Below are 18911 nucleotides of genomic sequence, written 5' to 3'. Positions count from 1 at the left end.
CCTGCCCGTGACGATGCCCTGACGGAGACAAGTGAACAGGAAGGTGGAGCGGGGTGCACGATCACAGAACGTATGCAACCCATTGGCAGAGTTTGCGTCAAGCGAACGGAGGCAGTGGCGATCATGCCACTGCCTCCGGGTGGTGCATTCGGGTCTGATCGGGTGTCAGGCCGCGGTTCCCGTCCCCGCGGCTCCGGCGATGCCCGCGGTGTCGTCGACGCTGAGCACAGCCCCGGTCGACTTCTTGCCGCGCCGCAGCCGGCTCTCCAGCCAGCTCGCGAACGAGGTCAGGGAGAAGTTGATGACCACGAAGATCACTGCCACGACGGTCAGGGAGGCGATGATGTTGCCGTAGTAACCGGCCATCGTGTTGGCCGAGGCCAGCAGCTCGGGGAAGGTGAGCACCGCACCGCCGAGGGCGGTGTCCTTCACGATGACCACCAGCTGGCTGACGAGCGCCGGGAGCATCGTGGTGACCGCCTGCGGCAGCAGGATGAGCCGCATCACCTGACCCTTGCGCAGGCCGATCGCCATGGCCGCCTCGGACTGGCCCTTCGGCAGGGCGAGGATGCCCGCGCGGACGATCTCGGCGAGCACCGACGCGTTGTACAGCACCAGACCGGTCACCACCGCGTAGAACGGACGGTCGTCCGAACTCACGTTGGTGTACTGGGCGAAGAGCGCGAGCCCGAAGATCATCAGAACCAGGACGGGGATCGCGCGGAAGAACTCGACCACGACCGCGGCCGGGACGCGCACCCACGCGTGGTCCGAGAGCCGGGCTATGCCGAGGACGGCCCCGAGGGGAAGCGCGATGACCATCGCCAGCGCCGCTGCCTTCAGGGTGTTCTCCAGGCCGGGCCAGATGTACGTCGAGTACGCCTCCGTGCCGCTGAAGAAGGGCTTCCACAGGGCCCAGGCCAGCTGGCCCTTGTCGTCGAGGGCCTTGTAGACCCACCACACGACGGCCACGAGGGCCAGCACGAAGAGGGCCGTGTAGAGGATGTTGCGCCGCTTGGCGCGGGGACCCTGCGCGTCGTACAGGACGGAATTCATCGCTTCACCGCCATCTTCTTGCCGACCCACCCGAGGAGCAGCCCGGTCGGCAGGGTCAGACACACGAACCCGAAGGCGATGATCGCGGAGATCAACAGCAGCTGCGCCTCGTTCTCGATCATCTCCTTCATCAGGAATGCCGCCTCCGCCACGCCGATCGCGGCAGCCACCGTCGTGTTCTTGGTCAACGCGATCAGCACGTTGGTCAGCGGGCCGATGGCCGCGCGGAACGCCTGCGGCAGCACGATCAGCCCCAGCACCTGCGTGAAGTTGAGGCCGATGGCCCGCGCGGCTTCCGCCTGGCCGACCGGCACGGTGTTGATGCCGGCGCGGATCGCCTCACACACGAAGGCCGAGGTGTAGACGATCAGACCGAGCACGGCCAGCCGGAAGCCCTGGACCTTGAAGTCCTGTGCACCGAGGGTGATGCCCAGAGTCTGGCTGAGGCCGAGCGAGGAGAACAGGATGATCACCGTCAGCGGGATGTTCCGCACGATGTTCACGTACGCGGTGCCGAAACCACGCATCAGCGGCACCGGGCCGACCCGCATGGCGGCCAGCAAGGTGCCCCAGACCAGGGAGCCCACGGCGGACAGCAGGGTCAGCTGCACCGTCGTCCAGAAGGCTCCCAGCACGTCGTACTTGTCAAGAAAGTCGAACACGATCTCCCGCGCTTCCGCGTGTAGGGATGCCCAGGCGCGCCGCCGCCGTCAGGAACGGCGGCGCGCCGGTGGGGCGTTGCCTCAGCTCTTGATGTCGCCGATCTTCGGGGCGGGCTCGTTCTTGTAGTTGGCCGGGCCGAAGTTCTTCTTCACGGCCGCCTCCCACGAACCGTCGGAGACCATCTCCTCGAGGGCCTTGTTGATCTTGGCCTTGAGGTCGCTGCCCTTCTTGACGCCGATGCCGTAGTTCTCGTTGGTCATCTTGAAGCCACCCAGCTTGAACTTGCCCTTGAACTGGGACTGGGAGGCGTAGCCGGCGAGGATCGAGTCGTCCGTGGTGAGGGCGTCGATGGCGCCGCTCTGCAGACCGGACAGGCACGCGGAGTACGTCGGGTACGTCTGCAGGTTCGCCTTCGGGGCCAGCGTCTTCTTGACGTTCTGCGCCGAGGTCGAACCGGCCACGGAACACAGGTTCTTGTTGTTGAGGTCCGCCGGCGACTTGATCTTCGTCTCGTCCGCGCGGAGAAGCACGTCCTGGTGGGCCAGCAGGTAGGGGCCGGCGAAGTCGACCTTCTGCTGGCGCTCCGGGGTGATGGAGTAGGAGGCGGCGATGAACTGGACGTCACCGCGCTGGAGCATCGTCTCGCGGTCCGCGCTCTTCGACTCCTTCCACTCGATCTGGTCGGCGCCGTAACCGAGCTTCTTGGCGACATAGGTGGCCACGTCGACGTCGAAGCCCGAGTAGCCCTGCGGGGTCTTCTGGCCGATGCCCGGCTGGTCGAACTTGATGCCGACGGTGATCTTCTTGCCGCCACCGGAGGAGCTGTCGTCGTCCTTGTTGTCGCCGCCGCACGCGGTGGCGGCGACGGAGAGGGCGACGAGGACGGCCGAGGCGGCGGTGACCTTGCGGAGCTTCATGCTGAACATCCTTTGAGTGGTGAGGAACGAGGTCCGTCTGCGGGAAGCGGCCCGGAAAGTGCGGGTGCCGGGGCCCGCACCGTCAGTGGTGCAGGATCTTGGACAGGAAGTCCTTGGCCCGGTCGCTGCGCGGGTTGCTGAAGAACTGGTCGGGCGCAGCCTGTTCGACGATCCGGCCGTCCGCCATGAAGACCACACGGTTTGCAGCCGAACGTGCGAAGCCCATCTCGTGGGTGACGACGATCATCGTCATGCCCTCGCGGGCGAGCTGCTGCATGACCTCGAGGACCTCGTTGATCATCTCGGGGTCGAGGGCGGAGGTCGGCTCGTCGAAGAGCATGACCTTCGGGCCCATCGCCAGCGCCCGCGCGATGGCGACACGCTGCTGCTGGCCGCCGGACAGCTGGGCGGGGTACTTGTCGGCCTGCGTGCCCACACCGACCCGGTCCAGCAGAGCCCGCGCCTTCTCCTCGGCCTGCTTCTTGTCCGCCTTGCGGACCTTGAGCTGGCCCAGCATCACGTTCTCGAGCACGGTCTTGTGCGCGAAGAGGTTGAACGACTGGAAGACCATCCCGACGTCCGCCCGCAGCCGTGCCAGTTCCCGGCCCTCGTGCGGCAAGGGCTTGCCGTCGATCGTGATGGCGCCCGAATCGATCGTCTCGAGGCGGTTGATGGTGCGGCACAGCGTCGACTTTCCGGACCCGGAGGGCCCGATGACCACGACGACCTCGCCGCGGGCGATCGTCAGGTCGATGTCCTGGAGCACGTGCAACGCGCCGAAGTGCTTGTTGACGCTCCTCAGGACGACCAGTTCGTCTGACGTGGCCACGTCTTCCTTGGCCACCGATACATTGGTCATCGCTCTCAGGCTCCGTCCTCCTCGGGTTTCCGTGGACAGTAGTGAGTGGCTTTGACCTGCGTCATCACATCTGAGGGAGATCTGAGCATCACGATCCGATAGCAATCGGACACGTGTCGTAGCACTTGTCGCCTGCGTGCGTATCGGCCGGATAACGGAAGGGGCGGGCAACCGGAACGCTCTTGACGCCGTCCTTGTCCATCAGCGTCACTGCCATGGTGCACGCGCACGTGCACGTGATCACAAGACCGAGAACCGAGACCGTACGACCGCTGAACCGGAGGGGGCCGGGATGAGACTGCTCCTCGTCGAGGACGACAACCACGTCGCCGCGGCCCTGTCCGCCGTCCTCGCGCGGCACGGTTTCGACGTCACCCACGCGCGCAGCGGCGAGGAGGCCCTGCAGGCCCTCGTCCCCGAGAGCGCCGGATTCGGCGTGGTCCTGCTCGACCTGGGCCTGCCCGACCAGGACGGCTACGAGGTCTGCGGCAAGATCCGCATGCGCACCAGCACACCGGTGATCATGGTCACCGCGCGCTCCGACGTCCGCTCCCGCATCCACGGGCTCAACCTGGGCGCCGACGACTACGTGGTGAAGCCGTACGACACCGGCGAACTGCTCGCCCGCATCCACGCCGTCAGCCGGCGCACCGCCCACGAGGACCCGGCCACCGGCGGCGAGAGCGCCCTGCACCTCGGTCCGGTGCGCATCGAACTGCCCACCCGCCAGGTCAGCGTGGACGGTTCGGTCGTCCAACTCACCCGCAAGGAGTTCGACCTGCTCGCGCTGCTCGCCCAGCGGCCCGGGGTGGTCTTCCGGCGGGAGCAGATCATCAGCGAGGTCTGGCGCACCAGCTGGGAGGGCACCGGCCGCACCCTGGAGGTGCACGTCGCCTCCTTGCGGGCCAAACTGCGCATGCCCGCGCTGATCGAGACCGTACGCGGCGTCGGCTACCGGCTCGTCGCCCCGGCCGCCTAGCGGGGACGGGTGCGCACACGGCTCCTCCCGCTGCTCATCGTCCTGCTGGCGGCCGTCCTGCTCGCGCTCGGCGTCCCGCTCGCCATCAGCGTGGCCGCCGGCCAGCAGCAGCGGGTCGTCGTCGACCGGATCGACGACACGGCACGCTTCGCCGCGCTCGCCCAGTTCGTCACCGACGCGCCCGGGGGCTCCCGACGCACCACCGGGGACGAGCGCGGGGAGACCCTGCGCAGCGAACTGGAGAGCTACTACGGCGTCTACGGCATCCGTGCCGGGGTCTTCTACCGCAACGGTTCGGCGATGGCCAACGCACCCGGCGACTGGTTCGTACCGCGCACGGGGGAGATGCGGGCGGCGTTCGACGAGGCGCTGCTCAGCCGGCGCAGCCACGACCCGCGGCAGGTGTGGCCCTGGCAGCGCAACCGGCTGATCGTCGCCTCGCCGGTGATCCGCGACGGGGACGTCGTGGCGGTCGTGGTCACCGACTCGCCCACGGGGCAGATGCGGTCGCGGATCCTGCGCGGCTGGCTGTTCATCGGAGCCGGCGAGATCGCGGCGATGCTGCTCGCGGTCGGCGCGGCACTGCGCCTGACCGGCTGGGTGCTCAGACCGGTACGGGTCCTGGACGCCACCACCCACGACATCGCCACCGGACGCCTCAAGTCCCGGGTCGCGGCCGCCGGGGGGCCGCCGGAACTCAGACGGCTGGCCCGCTCGTTCAACGAGATGGCGGACCACGTCGAGGACGTGCTGGAGCAGCAGCGCGCCTTCGTCGCCGACGCCTCGCACCAGCTGCGCAACCCGCTCTCGGCGCTGCTGCTGCGCATCGAACTGCTCGCCCTCGAACTTCCCGAGGACAACGAGGAGATCGCCTCGGTCCGCACCGAGGGCAAGCGCCTCGCGCAGGTCCTGGACGACCTGCTCGACCTGGCGCTGGCCGAGCATGCCGCGGCCGATCTCCAGTTGACCGACATCGGCGCCATGGCCGAGGAGCGGGTCGCCGCCTGGTCACCGGCCGCCCAGGCCAAGGGCGTCCGGCTCACCGGCGACTGCCCGCCCACCACCGCCTGGGCCGATCCGATCGCCCTGTCCAGCGCGCTGGACGCGGTGATCGACAACGCCGTCAAGTTCACCCCCGACGGCGGCACGGTCGAGGTCACCGTCTCCGCCGACGGCGACACCTCGACGGTGGTCGTCACGGACACCGGCCCCGGCCTCACCGACGAGGAACTCGCGCGCGTGGGCGACCGTTTCTGGCGCAGCGGACGCCACCAGAACGTCAAGGGCTCAGGCCTGGGCCTGTCCATCACTCGCGCCCTGCTGGCGGCCGGCGGCGGCGCGATCGAGTACGCCCACCACGAGCCGCGGGGACTGCGGGTGACGGTCTCGGTGCCACGGAACACGGACAGCCGGCAGGAGTCCTAGGGCGACAGGCTCCAGGGCTGCCCTCTCGACAGGGCTGCCCTTTCGACGGCGGACCGGCTAGGGCTTCATCGACCGGTAGTACCGCCGGGCGCCCTCCTGCAGGGGCAGCGGGTCGGTGTAGATGGCGGTGCGCAGGTCGACCAGCTGCGCGGAGTGGACGTGGGCGCCGATGTCGTCACGGCTCTTGATCACCGTACGCGTCACCCACTCGGTCAGCCGGGGGTCCATGTCCTTGCGGGTCATCAGGAGGTTGGACACGGCGATCGTCGGCACCTGCGTGCCCTGCTGCACGGCCGGGTAGGCGGACTCGGGGATGTTGGCGGCCCGGTAGTAGCGCGCCCCCTGCCCCTGGCTGTGCAGCTGGGTGATGAGGTCACCGTCGATCGGCACGAACGTGAAGGCGGACTTCTTCGCGAGGGTCAACAGCCCCTTCGTGGGCAGCCCGCCCGACCAGAAGAAGGCGTCGATCTTCCCCTGCTGCAGCCGGCCGGGCCCGGTGTCTATGCCGTCCGCGACCGGGGTGATGTCCTTCCGGGGGTCGATGCCGGCCGCCCTCAGCACCCGGTCGGCGATCAGCCGCACGCCGGAGTCGGGCAGCCCGGTCGCCACCCGCTTGTGCCGCAGATCCGCGACGGTACGGATGTCCGAGCCGCGGGGCACGACGAGGTGCACGTAGTCGTCGTAGAGCCGGGCCACACCGCGAAGCCGCCCCGCACTGCCGCCGTGCCGCAGCTCGTACGTCTCCACCGCGTCGGCCGCCGCGATGGTGAAGTCGGCCTTCCCGGTCGCCACCCGCTGGACGTTCTCCTGCGAACCGGCGCTGTTGAGCAGCTTCACCTCCAGCCCCGGCATGTCCCTGGCCAGCTCGGTGCGCAGCCGCTCGCCGTACTCCTGGTAGACGCCCCGGGACGTACCGGTGCTGAAGACGATCGTCCCGCTCGGCGGCGTCTCACCCAAGGGCAGCAGCCACCACAGCAGCAGCCCGAGGGCCACGACACCGGCGGCCGCGCTCTGCAGCGCCCGGCGCCTGCTGATCAGGGGGAACATCTTGGACATGCGGCGATCCTGCCAGGCGACGCGCGCCGCTGACCAGGGCCGAGGTCACTCCGGGATCCGGCCGCGGCCCGGGGGCGCTGTCAGCGGTGGCCGTTAGAGTCCCGGTATGAGCACTTCGCCCGCCGATCTCGTCCGTGAGTTCCACCTCGCCTTCGGCCTCGACGCCCGCAGTACGCCGAGGGAGGTGTCCTCCGCGCTCGCCGCCCATCGGGGGGAACTGCTCGCCGAGGAGGCCGCGGAGGTCGCCGAGGTCGCGGTCGAGGGCCCGCTGGACCGGCTCGCGCACGAGCTGGCGGACGTGGTCTACGTGGCGTACGGCACGGCTCTGGTCCACGGTATCGACCTCGACGAGGTGCTCACCGAGATCCACCGCGCCAACATGAGCAAGCTCGGCCCGGACGGGCAGGTCGTCCGCCGGGCCGACGGAAAGGTCCTCAAGGGGGAGCACTACCGGGCACCGGACGTGTCGGCGGTGCTGCGCCGCCAGGGCTGGATACCGGGCGGCGCAGCCTGACACCTGCGCCGGTCTCGGTCGCCTCGGCGAAGTCCGGGGGCATCGCCCGGGTCGGTCGCGTCGGCGTCGTCCGGGGCCGCGCCGGTGTCCGTCGCGGCGGTGAGTGCGGCGTCTGCGCGCGGGGGCCGCGGCTCGAGGCCCCCGCGCCGGTCGGGGTGGCGGGATGGTCCGCTCCCGCCCTGGCGTCTACGACTTCAGGGAGCCGCCCGCCAGCTTCCACTCGCGGTGCAGGGCGCCCAGCGGGACGCTCCGCTGGATGACCGGCGTGCCGAATATGGACAGCTGCAGTCGGAGGGCCCCGGACAGGTCGACCCCGCCGTAGAGCGCCCAGGCGCCTTCCGCCCTCGGTTCGCTTCCGTCGGTGGAGGCGGTGACCTTCCCGGAGGCTTCGCCGCGCAGGTACGGGGCCAGGTCGGCGGTGACGCCGACGGTGCCGTACAGGCCGACCGAGGCCTCGGCGCCGAGTGCCGTCTTCAGGTCCCCGGCGGTGGTGACGGAGGCGCGCACCGGGGTGCTGGTGATGTCCGCGGAGCTGACCGGCGTCCACCCCTTGGCCGGGCCGAAGGTGCCCCCGGCCTTGAAGTCGCCCTTGAGGCTCTGCTCGACGTCGACGGTGACGTGCCCGTCGCCGCTGATCTGCAGATAGCAGGTCAGGTCCAGGTTGACGACGACGGGGACGGGGCCGACCTGAAGGACGGGGTCGGCGTGCAGCTTGGCGAACGGGATGCGCAGCGGGGTTCCGGTGGCGGCGGCGGCGCGGCCCCGGACCGCCCACCCGGAGGTCCAGTCACCGGACACACCGAGGTAGGCGGAACCGGGCGCCGCGTCGACGCCGGTGCCGCCGTAGGCGAAGTCGACCTGCGGAGCGACCTGGACGAAGCCCTTCACCGAGGCGGTGGCGGAGACCGGGGCGTCCTGGGCGGTCGGCACCTCGGCGCTCACGTCGAGCCGCAGACTGCCGAGCGGGACCTTCGCGCCCTTGGGGCCGACGTGCACGTCACCAGCCTTCGACCAGGACACCCGCACATCGGGCAGCAGCTTGTCGACGGTGAACGACGACGGGTCGACGGGCACGTCGCCCTTCGCCGTGTCGTCGCCCAGCAACGCGTTGAGCGTGGCCGGTTCCGTCCGCACCTCGGTGCCGCGCTCCGTCTCGCCGATCACCTCGGTGACCTTGGCGAGCAGCCCGTGGGGCGCCCCGGGCGCGGGCGCACTGGCGATCACGTCGCCCACGGCGGCCTCGTGCGGTGCGGCGGAGGAGCCGGGGGAAGCGGAGGAGCCGGTGGAAGGAGCGGGAGCGCTCGGTGAACTCCCGCTCTTCCTGGGGTGGTCGGAGATGACGGCACGACGGGTGCGGCTGTCGTACGAGCTGACGGCGAGCGTGGTCCTGTGCGCTCGCTGCCCACGGCCCGGACTCGCCGTGGCGGTCGCGGTGGCGGTGGGAGCCGGGGCTACGGTGAGTGAATGGTCCGTGCCGTCGGCGGGACGGTCGTCGGTTTTGATCTGCTGTGCGGGATCGCCGGCCGCCGGCTGCTCGGCGCGCGGTGCGGGCGCCGAGCAGGCCGAGGCGAGGAAGAGAGCGGTCACGGCGAAGGCGGGCAGCAGGGCACGCCTGTGCCTCATGCGTCTGCGCAAGGTCGGTCCTGAGTGAAGTGGGGGGTGGCAGAGAGGTACCGGGGCGGGCTACTTATGGGTAGAACCGGCGGGTAACTCGGTGACGGCCATGAGCATGCCATGACCGCGCGCACTGGCCCCTCACAAACCAGCCACAACTCGCCGTGACGTGGGCCACGCTGAGGGTCCGTCAGCGAAGGCGGCGCGTCCGGTGGCGGCGACGAAGGCCGAGGCGCGGGACGCCGTCCGGGAGGAGCCGGCGGCCCGCGCCCTTCCCAGGTCCTCAGCGGCCGGAGAGTCCGGTGCCGCCGAGCCGGGTCAGGAGGCCCGAGAGCAGTGCGATGTCCTCCTCGGCCCAGGCCGGCCCGGCGAAGATCTCGGTGGCGGTCTCTTCGGCCGTGGCCAGCATCTCCCGCAACCGCCGCCGGCCCGTCGTGGTCAGCGAGGCGTAGGCGACGCGCGCGTCCCGGGCGTCCGGTTCGCGGGTCACCAGCCCGATCCGCTCCAGCGGAGCCAGTCCGCGCGTGACGCCGGAGGCCGTCAGTCCCAGCGCGTCGGCGAGGTCGACCCGGCGCATCCGGCCGCCGGGTGCCTGCTCCAGGCGCAGCAGCAGGGTGAAGTCGGCGAGGCTGATGCCGTGCAGCCCGCTCAGCCGGGCGTCGAAGCGCCGTACGAGCGCCGCCTGCGCTCTCACCAGCCGCAACGTCGCGTCCAGAGCCTCACTCATGGGTCACTGTTCCCCATACTGATTGCCATCTCCTTGACTACTCAAGTTTATGCCCCGAGTGATCGCGCGGCGCGGCGCTGACGCTTGCCCAGGGGTGCCTGGGAGAGGTCCTCGGCGGTGGACCGGAGGTTCTTGAAGCCGTAGCCGCGCTCGGCCAGCCAGGTCTTCGCCGCCTCTTCGGCCCGCTCGGTCGCCTCCAGGATGTCCTCCTCTTCCTCCCCGGTGTCGGAGAAGCGGAAGACGAAGGCAGGCCGGGCGGCGATGTCGTAGGTGAGGTTCCCCTCGGGGGTGAACGCGGCGCGCAGCACGTCGTGCGTGGCGGCGTCGGCAAGGAGCGCGGCCCGCTGGGCGTCGGTGAGGCCGTCGAAGACGCCGCGCACGGTGATTCGGAAGGTCCGGGTACTCATTCGGCGACCATAGGCACGCCGGGGTCGGGACCTCCACCGGGTTTCCGGCGCCGCCGGCCGCGTACCGGCCTTGTATGTATGGCCCGAAGCCGCCCCCACGGCGGAGCGTAAGCGGCAAATCGGCCACAACGGCGTCAAGCGGAGGGCCCTCCGGAAGCGCCTACCCTTGAGGGCATGACCAGCAGCAGCGACCGGAGCCCGGCAGTGGACGTTCAAGCACCCAAGAGCTACGAGATCCGCACCTACGGGTGCCAGATGAACGTCCACGATTCCGAGCGATTGTCCGGGCTGCTCGAAGAGGCCGGGTACGTGCGGGCACCCGAGGGCTCGGACGGGGACGCCGACGTCGTCGTCTTCAACACGTGCGCCGTGCGGGAGAACGCCGACAACCGGCTGTACGGCAACCTCGGCCGGCTCGCGCCGAGGAAGGCCTCCCGGCCCGGCATGCAGATCGCGGTCGGCGGCTGCCTCGCGCAGAAGGACCGCGACACCATCGTGAAGAAGGCGCCCTGGGTGGATGTCGTCTTCGGCACGCACAACATCGGCAAGCTGCCGGTGCTGCTGGAACGCGCGCGCGTGCAGGAGGAGGCGCAGGTCGAGATCGCCGAGTCGCTGGAGGCCTTCCCGTCCACCCTGCCGACCCGGCGCGAGAGCGCCTACGCGGCCTGGGTGTCGATCTCCGTCGGCTGCAACAACACCTGCACCTTCTGTATCGTCCCGGCCCTGCGCGGCAAGGAGAAGGACCGCCGTACCGGCGACATCCTCGCCGAGATCGAGGCGCTGGTCGCCGAGGGCGTCTCCGAGATCACGCTCCTCGGGCAGAACGTCAACGCCTACGGCTCCGACATCGGCGACCGCGAGGCCTTCAGCAAGCTGCTGCGCGCCTGCGGGAAGGTCGAGGGCCTGGAGCGCGTCCGCTTCACCTCGCCGCACCCGCGCGACTTCACCGACGACGTCATCGCCGCGATGGCCGAGACACCGAACGTGATGCCGCAGCTGCACATGCCGCTCCAGTCCGGCTCGGACACCGTGCTGAAGGCGATGCGCCGCTCCTACCGGCAGGAGCGGTACCTCGGGATCATCGAGAAGGTCCGCGCCGCCATCCCGCACGCCGCGATCACCACCGACATCATCGTCGGCTTCCCCGGCGAGACCGAGGAGGACTTCGAGCAGACGCTGCACGTCGTCCGCGAGGCGCGGTTCGCGCAGGCCTTCACCTTCCAGTACTCCAAGCGCCCCGGCACCCCGGCCGCGACCATGGAGGACCAGATCCCCAAGGAGGTCGTCCAGGCGCGCTACGAGCGGCTCGTCGCCCTCCAGGAGGAGATCTCCTGGGAGGAGAACAAGAAGCAGGTCGGCCGCAAGCTCGACCTCATGGTCGCCGAGGGCGAGGGCCGCAAGGACGGCGCCACCCACCGTCTCTCCGGCCGCGCCGCCGACAACCGCCTGGTCCACTTCACCAAGCCGGAGCAGGAGGTGCGCCCCGGTGACGTGGTCACCGTCGAGGTGACCTACGCCGCCCCGCACCACCTCCTCGCCGAAGGCCCCGTCCTCGACGTGCGCCGCACGCGCGCGGGGGACGCCTGGGAGAAGCGCAACGCCGCGGAGGCCGCCAAGCCGGCGGGTGTCATGCTCGGTCTGCCGAAGATCGGCGTACCGGCGCCGCTGCCGGTCGCCACGGGCAGCGGCTGCGGCTGCGACTGACCCGACAGGGCCGGTCCGCGGCCGCGGCTCGCCGGCCGGCCCCGACAGCCGGCGCTGACGGCGTACCCTGCCGATCATGCTTGTCGCCGCCGCAGTCTGCCCCTGCCCTCCCCTGCTCGTGCCCGAGGTCGCCGCGGGTGCGGCACCCGAACTGGACGCCGCGCGGGCGGCGTGCGCGGACGCCCTCGGCGTGCTCGCCGCCTCCCGCCCGGACCTGCTGGTGGTCCTCGGGCCCGCCGGGGAGAGCGGGCGCGGACCGTTTCCGCAGGGCACCCCGGGCTCCTTCGGTGGATTCGGGGTCGACCTGGACGTACGCCTGGGCCGCGCCACGGACACCGCCCACGAGCGTGAACTGCCGCCCTCGCTGGCCGTCGGTGCCTGGCTGCTGGAGCGGACCGGGTGGGCGGATGCCCCGATCGAGGGACTCGGCATCGGGGAACCGCTCGCGCCCGAGCGGTGTATCGAAGCCGGAAGGGAGATCGGCGCCCGCGCCGCGCGGGTGGCGCTGCTGGTGATGGGAGACGCCAGCGCGTGCCGCACGGTCAAGGCGCCCGGTTACCTGGACGAGCGGGCGGCGCCCTTCGACGCGCAGGTCGCGCGAGCACTGGGCGCGGCGGACCTGGCGGCCGTCCAGGCGCTGGACGCCGAGCTGGCGTACGAGCTGAAGGCTTCGGGCCGTGCCCCCTGGCAGGTTCTGGCCGGAGCCGCCGAGGGCGCGGACCTCAGCGGCACCCTGCTGTACGAGGACGCGCCCTACGGCGTCGGATACCTGGTCGCCACCTGGTCCTAGGACAGCGGACACCTGATCGCGGGCGGCCCGTCCGCGGTCGCGTGTCCGGCGCTCTGCCGCGCACGGAAACGGCGGACGGCCGGGAGCCGTTCCGCTCCGCGGCCGCCCACCGTCCGCTCATCACCGTCCGCTCATCACCGTGCGCCGGTCACCGTGCCCCTGGGGCGATCACTGTGCCCGTCGTGGCTCACCGCGCCGTCGAGACGGCCACCTTGCCGTTCGGAGGAATCCGGTAACCGCAGGGCGTTGCCGTCAGGAGGTCGGCGGTGGGCCCTCCGGCCGGGTGGGGACCGTCGGGTCGCCGGGAGACGTCCCCGGGCCCTCCTTGTGTGCGAGGCGGTCCATTGCGTGCCTGGCCTTGCCCGTGCCCGCCTGGATCTTGTCGCTGTACTTGCCCTTGGTCCGCTCGTCCACGGCCTTCGCGGCCTTGTCGATGCCGTGCTGGACTTTGTCCCCGTGCTGCCGCGCGAGGTCCGACACCTTCTCCTTGGCCGGCGCGAGCTTGCTCTTCATGTTGTCCAACAGACCCATGGTCCACCTTCCCGAGGGGAACAGTTACCTGCGGGCGCCGTCGCCGGCCTCGTTGTCGGCGGCCTCCTCGGCGGACTGCTGCTTGGGAATGTCGGCGCCCGCGGACCCGTCGTCGTCCGTACCGGCCCCTGTCCCTGCCGACACGTCCTCGCGCCCGTCCTCCGCCGAATCCCTCGCCTCCGCCGGCTCGGCTCCCTTCACCTCCGCCGGCTTCACCTCCGCCGACCTCGTCTCGGCCGGCTCCGCTGCCGCCGGCTCGGCGCCCTCCGGCTCCGGGTCGGCCTGTGCCTCGGCGGCCGACGCCTCCTGAGTCGCCTTCGACCTGCCGAGGAGTCGTGCAAACACGCCCATATCCACTCCATACGGTACTCGTGCGGGCGAATTCCCGCGTCGCCCCGTGCGTCAGGTTGCGCCGCCCGGGGCACCGCCTCCGGTACTCCGGCAGGCGGGGCTTCGCCTCGGGCAACGACCCGGGTTCCGCGCCGTCACGTAACTCGTTCGAGACCGCGTCCGCAGGTTTGCGAGACTATGGCGGTGAGCAGTGCACCCCTCGCCCCCCGCGTCATCGCCGTAGTCGGTCCCACCGCGGCCGGAAAGTCCGATCTCGGTGTCTTCCTGGCCCAGCAGCTCGGCGGCGAGGTCGTCAACGCCGACTCCATGCAGCTGTACCGGGGGATGGACATCGGCACCGCCAAGCTGACGCCCGAGGAACGCGGCGGCGTTCCGCACCACCTGCTGGACATCTGGGACGTGACGGTCACCGCCTCGGTCGCCGAGTACCAGAAACTCGCCCGCGCGCGGATCGACGCGCTGCTCGCGGAGGGCCGCTGGCCGATCCTGGTCGGCGGCTCCGGCCTGTACGTCCGCGGTGCGGTCGACAACCTGGAGTTCCCCGGCACCGACCCCGAGGTCCGGGCCCGCCTGGAGGAGGAGCTGGCGCTGCGCGGCTCCGGTGCGCTGCACGCCCGCCTGGCCGCCGCCGACCCCGAGGCCGCCCGCGCGATCCTCCCCAGCAACGGCCGCCGTATCGTCCGCGCCCTGGAAGTGATCGAGATCACCGGACAGCCCTTCACCGCGAACCTGCCCGGTCACGACTCCGTCTACGACACCGTCCAGATCGGGGTCGACGTGGCCCGTCCGGAACTGGACGACCGCATCGCGCGCCGGGTCGACCGGATGTGGGACGCGGGCCTCGTGGAGGAGGTGCGCGCCCTGGAGGCGCAGGGGCTGCGCGAGGGGCGCACGGCGGCGCGCGCGCTGGGTTACCAGCAGGTGCTCGCGGCGCTCGCCGGTGAGTGCACCGAAACGGAAGCGCGGGCCGAGACCGTGCGCGCCACCAAGCGCTTCGCGCGCCGCCAGGATTCGTGGTTCAGGCGGGATCCCCGGGTGCACTGGTTGAGCGGGGCCTCGGCGGACCGCCGGGAACTTCCGCACCTGGCCCTGGCGTTGGTCGAACGACCGGTCACAGCCTGATCACGTGATGGCATCGGGATGCGTCGCCGGTCATCGTGGCCTTCGGTGCCGTGCCATCATCGAGCTTCGATCGACCAAGTGGAGCCTAGTTGGGAGGGCGCGTGGCGATGGAGGCCGGCCCTCGTGACACCGCACAAAGTGCCGAGCACGTCACCACCGACGGTGACGGACCGGAGCAGGTCGAGGACCGTCTGACCGACGACGGACCCGACGAGACGCCGGGCGTGGTGACCGCCGACGGACCGGCGCCGGAGGAGATGTACCCGGTCGGACCGGAGGTCGAGGTCGAGCTGCGCCCGCAGCGCCGACTGCGCATCTGGCAGCTCGCGCCCATCGTGGGACTCTCCGCCGTCGGCTCCCTGATGTTCGCCTTCCCGCTCGCCTTCGACTTCGGGGACAGCGGCGCCGTCATCGCCATGCTCGGCCTGCTGATCTGCTCCTGCGCCGCGGGCTGGGGCATGATGGCCGCCCGCCGGGTGGGCTACACCTGGCCGGGCCTGCCCCCGCGCGGCTCCGGCCGCCGCCCGGACTGGCGGGTCGTGCTCGGATACGTGCTGCTGGTGGCCGTGGTGGTGGTCCTCGCCGTGTGGCGCGTGGCAAGGCTCCGCTGAAGCGTCCCCCTCAGGGGCGCGGGGAACTGCGCGACCGGCCACTGACGGCCCGCACCGCCCGACCATCCGTACCGCCCCACCACCCCCACCACCTGCACCGCCGCCCACGTCCCTCGGCCCCTCACCTTCCTCGGCCCCCGCGTCCCCCGGCCCCTCACCTCCCTCGGTCCTTCCCGCGGAGCGCTCCCGTACGATCGAGGAATGAGCACGCGGATCGCCTTCCTCAAGGGGCACGGCACCGAGAACGACTTCGTGATCGTCCCGGACCCGGAGAACGCCCTCGACCTCACCCCGGCCGCCGTCGCCGCCCTGTGCGACCGCCGGGCCGGCATCGGCGGTGACGGCGTGCTGCACGTCGTGCGGTCCGCCGCCCACCCGGAGGCCGCGGGGATGGCCGCCGAGGCGGAGTGGTTCATGGACTACCGCAACGGCGACGGCTCGATCGCCGAGATGTGCGGCAACGGCGTCCGCGTGTTCGCGCGCTACCTCCAGCACGCCGGGCACGTGGCCGAAGGGGATCTCGCGATCGCCACGCGCGCGGGCGTGCGGACCGTCCACCTCGCGAAGGACGGTGACGTCACCGTCGGCATGGGCAGCGCCCGCCTCCCCGAGGGTGAGGTCACGGTGAGCGTCGGCGAGCACAGCTGGTCCGCGCGGAACGTGAACATGGGCAACCCGCACGCGGTCGCCTTCGTGACCGACCTCGCGCACGCGGGCCGCCTGCTCGACCCGCCGCCGGTCGGCCCGGCGGACGCCTACCCGGACGGGGTGAACGTCGAGTTCGTCGTCGACCGTGGCCCCCGCCACGTCGCCATGCGCGTACACGAGCGCGGCTCCGGCGAGACCCGCTCCTGCGGCACCGGCGCGTGTGCCGTCGCCGTGGCCGCCGCCCGGCGCGACGGCGCCGACCCGGCCGTCACCGGCACCCCGGCGACGTACACCGTCGACGTGCTCGGCGGGCGCCTGGTCATCACCGAGCGGCCCGACGGCGAGATCGAGATGACCGGGCCCGCCGTGATCGTCGCCGAGGGCGAGATCGACGCCGAGTGGCTGGAAAACGCCCTCCGCTGACTGGGGAAGCAGGCGAACGACGGCCCCGCCCAGCCGGAACAGCGTGTTCCCGTGGCAGGGGCCGTTCGAAACCGCGGCCGAGTCCAGCGCAGGTGGCGCAAACCCTAAACCTCCTTCTCGTCGCTCGAATGGGTGATCCGTTTCACGCTCGGCGAGAGGCGGTCGGTCGCGCGTGGTGGGCTCGATAGCATCAAGCACCGGCACGGACGGGGGAACGTCGCCAATCCCTGAGCCGCGTACGCCCTGGGGCCCCGTCCACCGGTCCACGAGCCGGAGGTGCCCATGAGTGCGGAGGCCACGAACCCTGCGACCCCTGGCCCGGTGGTGCCCACAGCGCCACAGGCGCTCACAGCGTCGGTGGCACCCGCGGCGGCCCGCAGGAAGTCCCGGCCCCGGATCGACCTGCGCAGGCTCGGCCGGGCCGCGCTGCTCGGCCCCGCCGTCCGCGGCAGACTGCCCGACGCCATCAGCCACGTCGTGGAGGCGCACCGCGCCCACCATCCCGACGCGGACCTCGAACCCCTGCGCCGCGCCTACGTCCTCGCGGAGTCATCACACCGCGGCCAGATGCGCAAGAGCGGCGAGCCGTACATCACGCACCCGCTCGCCGTGACCCTGATCCTCGCCGAACTCGGCGCCGAGACCACGACCTTGACCGCCTCGCTGCTCCACGACACCGTCGAGGACACCGATGTGACGCTGGAACAGGTGCGGGAACAGTTCGGCGAAGAGGTTCGTTATCTCGTCGACGGTGTCACGAAACTCGAGAAGGTCGACTACGGGGCCGCCGCCGAACCCGAGACCTTCCGCAAGATGCTCGTCGCCACCGGCAGCGACGTGCGCGTGATGTCGATCAAGCTCGCCGACCGCCTCCACAACATGCGCACGCTCGGCGTGATGCGCCCCGAGAAACAGGCGCGGATCGCCAAGGTCACCCGTGACGTCCTCATCCCGCTCGCCGAACGCCTCGGCGTGCAGGCCCTCAAGACCGAACTGGAGGACCTGGTCTTCGCCATCCTCCACCCCGAGGAGTACGAACACACCAGGGAACTCATCGCCGAGAACGCCGCCCGGCAGGGCGATTCCCTCGCCGAGGTCGCCGACGAGATGCGCGCCGTGCTGCGCGAGGCCGACATCCAGGCCGAAGTTCTCATCCGCCCCCGGCACTTCGTCTCCGTCCACCGCGTGGCCCGCAAGCGCGGACAGTTGCGCGGCAGCGACTTCGGCCGCCTGCTGGTGCTGGTGAACGAGGACGCCGACTGCTACGGCGTCCTCGGCGAACTGCACACCTGTATGACACCGGTCGTCTCGGAGTTCAAGGACTTCATCGCCGTACCGAAATTCAACCTGTACCAGTCGCTGCACACCGCCGTGGCCCGCCCGGACGGCCAGGTCGTCGAAGTCCTTATCCGCACCCACCAGATGCACAAGGTCGCCGAGGCCGGAGTCGTCGCTCTCGGCAACCCGTACGCCCCCGGGGCCGACGATCCGGCCGACGGCGAGCGCGCGGACCCCACCCGCCCCGGCTGGCTCTCCCGCCTCCTCGACTGGCAGCAGGCAGCCCCCGACCCCGACACCTTCTGGTCCACACTGCGCGAGGACCTCGCCCAGGACCGCGAGATCACCGTCTTCCGCCCCGACGGCGGCACCCTCGGTCTGCCCGAGGGCGCCACCTGTGTGGACGCCGCCTACGCCCAGTACGGCGAGGACGCGCACGCCTGCATCGGCGCCCGCGTCAACGGCCGGCTCGCCACCCTCAGCACGGTCCTCAAGGACGGCGACAGCGTTCAGCTCCTGATGGGCCAGGACCCCGCCTCCGAACCCTCGCGCGAGTGGCTGGAGCACGCCCACACCCCGGCGGCCCGCATCGCGATCCAGCGCTGGCTGGCGACCCATCCCGGCGGCGGCGCCGGAACCGAGGAGACGAGCGGCACCCGCCCCGGACCCGCCGCGGACACCGCCCTCGGGCGCCCCGCGGACAGCGCCGCCGAGAGCGCCCCGGCCGCGGCCCCGCGCGGCGCCGACGTGCTCGCGGACCGGCCCGGGGCGCCCGTACGGCTCGCGGGGTGCTGTACGCCCGTACCCCCGGACGAGATCACCGGCTTCACGGTGCGCGGGGGAGTGGTGACCGTGCACCGCGTGGAGTGCGCCGCGGTGGCGCACATGAAGAGCCGGGGACGCGCGGAGATCGGCGTGCGCTGGGGGGACACCGCCGAGTGCCGGGTCACGCTGGTCGCTGAATCGTTCGGCCGCCCCCATCTCCTCGCCGACCTCACCGAGGCGATCGCCCTGGAGGGCGCCGAGATCGTCTCCGCGACCGTCGAACCGCCCAGCCAGCAGCGGGTGCGCCACACGTACACCCTCCAGCTCCCCGACGCGGCCCACCTTCCGGTCCTGATGCGCGCCATGCGGGACGTGCCCGGGGTGTACGACGTGAGCCGGGCCCAGCACCAGACACCGGCCCTCTGACCGCCGCAGGAGGAGGAGAGCCGGGAGACGGCCGGGCGGCCCGCG

Annotated in this window: 19 protein-coding genes; 9 read left to right on the top strand and 10 right to left on the bottom strand. The window is 71.3% G+C overall.

The window, feature by feature from the left end; translation table 11 throughout:
• Positions 1–165: 165 nt before the first annotated feature.
• The 4 genes from ACZ5CW_RS36665 to ACZ5CW_RS36650 form a co-directional block, all read right to left on the bottom strand.
• The gene (locus tag ACZ5CW_RS36665; protein ID WP_468609314.1) at positions 166–1056 is read right to left on the bottom strand and encodes an amino acid ABC transporter permease; all 891 of its coding nucleotides are present in this window, start codon (positions 1054–1056) and stop codon (positions 166–168) included.
• Positions 1053–1718 (bottom strand): amino acid ABC transporter permease, encoded by a 666-nt coding sequence (locus ACZ5CW_RS36660; RefSeq protein WP_468609312.1) that lies wholly within the window; start codon positions 1716–1718, stop codon positions 1053–1055. Before ACZ5CW_RS36660 ends, ACZ5CW_RS36665 begins: the two co-directional genes overlap by 4 nt.
• Positions 1719–1799: 81 nt before the next feature.
• Complete coding sequence (locus ACZ5CW_RS36655; protein WP_468609310.1) at positions 1800–2636, bottom strand: glutamate ABC transporter substrate-binding protein; 837 nt, start codon at positions 2634–2636, stop codon at positions 1800–1802.
• A gap of 82 nt (positions 2637–2718) precedes the next feature.
• Positions 2719–3495 (bottom strand): amino acid ABC transporter ATP-binding protein, encoded by a 777-nt coding sequence (locus tag ACZ5CW_RS36650; protein WP_468609308.1) that lies wholly within the window; start codon positions 3493–3495, stop codon positions 2719–2721.
• Positions 3496–3787: 292 nt separating this feature from the next.
• On the opposite strand from ACZ5CW_RS36650, the gene ACZ5CW_RS36645 reads away from it, so the two are divergent.
• Both ACZ5CW_RS36645 and ACZ5CW_RS36640 read left to right on the top strand, forming a co-directional pair.
• The gene (locus ACZ5CW_RS36645) at positions 3788–4474 is read left to right on the top strand and encodes a response regulator transcription factor (RefSeq protein ID WP_468609306.1); all 687 of its coding nucleotides are present in this window, start codon (positions 3788–3790) and stop codon (positions 4472–4474) included.
• A 9-nt stretch (positions 4475–4483) separates the two neighbouring features.
• On the top strand, positions 4484–5899 hold the full coding sequence (locus tag ACZ5CW_RS36640) for a sensor histidine kinase (protein ID WP_468609304.1): 1416 nt from the start codon (positions 4484–4486) through the stop codon (positions 5897–5899).
• Between the two features lie 57 nt (positions 5900–5956).
• On the opposite strand, the gene ACZ5CW_RS36635 is transcribed toward ACZ5CW_RS36640, so the two are convergent.
• Complete coding sequence (locus ACZ5CW_RS36635) at positions 5957–6955, bottom strand: TAXI family TRAP transporter solute-binding subunit (protein WP_468609302.1); 999 nt, start codon at positions 6953–6955, stop codon at positions 5957–5959.
• 106 nt (positions 6956–7061) lie between these two features.
• Between ACZ5CW_RS36635 and ACZ5CW_RS36630 the strand changes: the two genes are divergently transcribed.
• Positions 7062–7469, top strand: a complete 408-nt coding sequence (locus ACZ5CW_RS36630) for a pyrophosphohydrolase domain-containing protein (RefSeq protein WP_468609300.1) — start codon at positions 7062–7064, stop codon at positions 7467–7469.
• A gap of 186 nt (positions 7470–7655) precedes the next feature.
• On the opposite strand, the gene ACZ5CW_RS36625 is transcribed toward ACZ5CW_RS36630, so the two are convergent.
• From ACZ5CW_RS36625 to ACZ5CW_RS36615, 3 genes are all read right to left on the bottom strand, one after another.
• A complete protein-coding gene (locus tag ACZ5CW_RS36625; RefSeq protein WP_468609298.1) occupies positions 7656–9092 on the bottom strand; it encodes a hypothetical protein in 1437 nt (478 codons plus the stop codon).
• Positions 9093–9366: 274 nt separating this feature from the next.
• Positions 9367–9810, bottom strand: coding sequence for a MarR family winged helix-turn-helix transcriptional regulator (locus ACZ5CW_RS36620; protein ID WP_468609296.1), 444 nt, complete (start codon positions 9808–9810; stop codon positions 9367–9369).
• 47 nt (positions 9811–9857) lie between these two features.
• Positions 9858–10217 (bottom strand): DUF6204 family protein, encoded by a 360-nt coding sequence (locus ACZ5CW_RS36615; RefSeq protein ID WP_468609294.1) that lies wholly within the window; start codon positions 10215–10217, stop codon positions 9858–9860.
• A gap of 174 nt (positions 10218–10391) precedes the next feature.
• Here ACZ5CW_RS36615 and miaB point away from each other — a divergent pair, with 174 nt between their 5' ends.
• Both miaB and ACZ5CW_RS36605 read left to right on the top strand, forming a co-directional pair.
• Positions 10392–11921 (top strand): tRNA (N6-isopentenyl adenosine(37)-C2)-methylthiotransferase MiaB, encoded by a 1530-nt coding sequence (gene miaB, locus ACZ5CW_RS36610; RefSeq protein ID WP_468609292.1) that lies wholly within the window; start codon positions 10392–10394, stop codon positions 11919–11921.
• A 76-nt stretch (positions 11922–11997) separates the two neighbouring features.
• Complete coding sequence (locus ACZ5CW_RS36605; RefSeq protein WP_468609290.1) at positions 11998–12711, top strand: class III extradiol dioxygenase subunit B-like domain-containing protein; 714 nt, start codon at positions 11998–12000, stop codon at positions 12709–12711.
• A gap of 252 nt (positions 12712–12963) precedes the next feature.
• Here ACZ5CW_RS36605 and ACZ5CW_RS36600 read toward each other — a convergent pair whose 3' ends face one another.
• Both ACZ5CW_RS36600 and ACZ5CW_RS36595 read right to left on the bottom strand, forming a co-directional pair.
• A complete protein-coding gene (locus ACZ5CW_RS36600; protein WP_468609288.1) occupies positions 12964–13242 on the bottom strand; it encodes an antitoxin in 279 nt (92 codons plus the stop codon).
• A gap of 24 nt (positions 13243–13266) precedes the next feature.
• Positions 13267–13593: a hypothetical protein gene (locus ACZ5CW_RS36595; RefSeq protein WP_468609286.1), complete on the bottom strand. Its 327-nt coding sequence runs from the start codon at positions 13591–13593 to the stop codon at positions 13267–13269.
• 183 nt (positions 13594–13776) lie between these two features.
• On the opposite strand from ACZ5CW_RS36595, the gene miaA reads away from it, so the two are divergent.
• The 4 genes from miaA to ACZ5CW_RS36575 all read left to right on the top strand — a co-directional run bounded on the left by miaA (position 13777) and on the right by ACZ5CW_RS36575 (position 18866).
• Entirely contained in the window at positions 13777–14715 is a 939-nt protein-coding gene (gene miaA, locus ACZ5CW_RS36590; RefSeq protein ID WP_468609284.1) for a tRNA (adenosine(37)-N6)-dimethylallyltransferase MiaA, read from the top strand.
• 107 nt (positions 14716–14822) lie between these two features.
• On the top strand, positions 14823–15326 hold the full coding sequence (locus tag ACZ5CW_RS36585) for a hypothetical protein (RefSeq protein WP_468609361.1): 504 nt from the start codon (positions 14823–14825) through the stop codon (positions 15324–15326).
• Positions 15327–15527: 201 nt separating this feature from the next.
• Positions 15528–16397, top strand: coding sequence for a diaminopimelate epimerase (gene dapF, locus ACZ5CW_RS36580; RefSeq protein WP_468609282.1), 870 nt, complete (start codon positions 15528–15530; stop codon positions 16395–16397).
• Positions 16398–16679: 282 nt separating this feature from the next.
• Complete coding sequence (locus tag ACZ5CW_RS36575; protein ID WP_468609280.1) at positions 16680–18866, top strand: RelA/SpoT family protein; 2187 nt, start codon at positions 16680–16682, stop codon at positions 18864–18866.
• The last annotated feature ends 45 nt before the right edge of the window (positions 18867–18911 follow it).

The sequence above is a fragment of the Streptomyces sp. NPDC031379 genome, from assembly GCF_055569615.1.
The sequence above is the reverse complement of the archived record's forward strand: the minus strand, read 5'-3'. Positions and strand labels throughout refer to the sequence as shown.

What these genes read in the sequence shown, in the direction of transcription:
- ACZ5CW_RS36665 (WP_468609314.1), bottom strand. Translation starts at nt 1,056, where the DNA reads ATGAATTCCGTCCTGTACGACGCGCAGGGTCCCCGCGCCAAGCGGCGC.
- ACZ5CW_RS36655 (WP_468609310.1), bottom strand. Translation starts at nt 2,636, where the DNA reads ATGAAGCTCCGCAAGGTCACCGCCGCCTCGGCCGTCCTCGTCGCCCTC.
- ACZ5CW_RS36650 (WP_468609308.1), bottom strand. Translation starts at nt 3,495, where the DNA reads ATGACCAATGTATCGGTGGCCAAGGAAGACGTGGCCACGTCAGACGAA.
- ACZ5CW_RS36645 (WP_468609306.1), top strand. Translation starts at nt 3,788, where the DNA reads ATGAGACTGCTCCTCGTCGAGGACGACAACCACGTCGCCGCGGCCCTG.
- ACZ5CW_RS36635 (WP_468609302.1), bottom strand. Translation starts at nt 6,955, where the DNA reads ATGTCCAAGATGTTCCCCCTGATCAGCAGGCGCCGGGCGCTGCAGAGC.
- ACZ5CW_RS36630 (WP_468609300.1), top strand. Translation starts at nt 7,062, where the DNA reads ATGAGCACTTCGCCCGCCGATCTCGTCCGTGAGTTCCACCTCGCCTTC.
- ACZ5CW_RS36625 (WP_468609298.1), bottom strand. Translation starts at nt 9,092, where the DNA reads ATGAGGCACAGGCGTGCCCTGCTGCCCGCCTTCGCCGTGACCGCTCTC.
- ACZ5CW_RS36620 (WP_468609296.1), bottom strand. Translation starts at nt 9,810, where the DNA reads ATGAGTGAGGCTCTGGACGCGACGTTGCGGCTGGTGAGAGCGCAGGCG.
- ACZ5CW_RS36615 (WP_468609294.1), bottom strand. Translation starts at nt 10,217, where the DNA reads ATGAGTACCCGGACCTTCCGAATCACCGTGCGCGGCGTCTTCGACGGC.
- miaB (WP_468609292.1), top strand. Translation starts at nt 10,392, where the DNA reads ATGACCAGCAGCAGCGACCGGAGCCCGGCAGTGGACGTTCAAGCACCC.
- ACZ5CW_RS36605 (WP_468609290.1), top strand. Translation starts at nt 11,998, where the DNA reads ATGCTTGTCGCCGCCGCAGTCTGCCCCTGCCCTCCCCTGCTCGTGCCC.
- ACZ5CW_RS36600 (WP_468609288.1), bottom strand. Translation starts at nt 13,242, where the DNA reads ATGGGTCTGTTGGACAACATGAAGAGCAAGCTCGCGCCGGCCAAGGAG.
- ACZ5CW_RS36595 (WP_468609286.1), bottom strand. Translation starts at nt 13,593, where the DNA reads ATGGGCGTGTTTGCACGACTCCTCGGCAGGTCGAAGGCGACTCAGGAG.
- ACZ5CW_RS36585 (WP_468609361.1), top strand. Translation starts at nt 14,823, where the DNA reads ATGGAGGCCGGCCCTCGTGACACCGCACAAAGTGCCGAGCACGTCACC.
- dapF (WP_468609282.1), top strand. Translation starts at nt 15,528, where the DNA reads ATGAGCACGCGGATCGCCTTCCTCAAGGGGCACGGCACCGAGAACGAC.
- ACZ5CW_RS36575 (WP_468609280.1), top strand. Translation starts at nt 16,680, where the DNA reads ATGAGTGCGGAGGCCACGAACCCTGCGACCCCTGGCCCGGTGGTGCCC.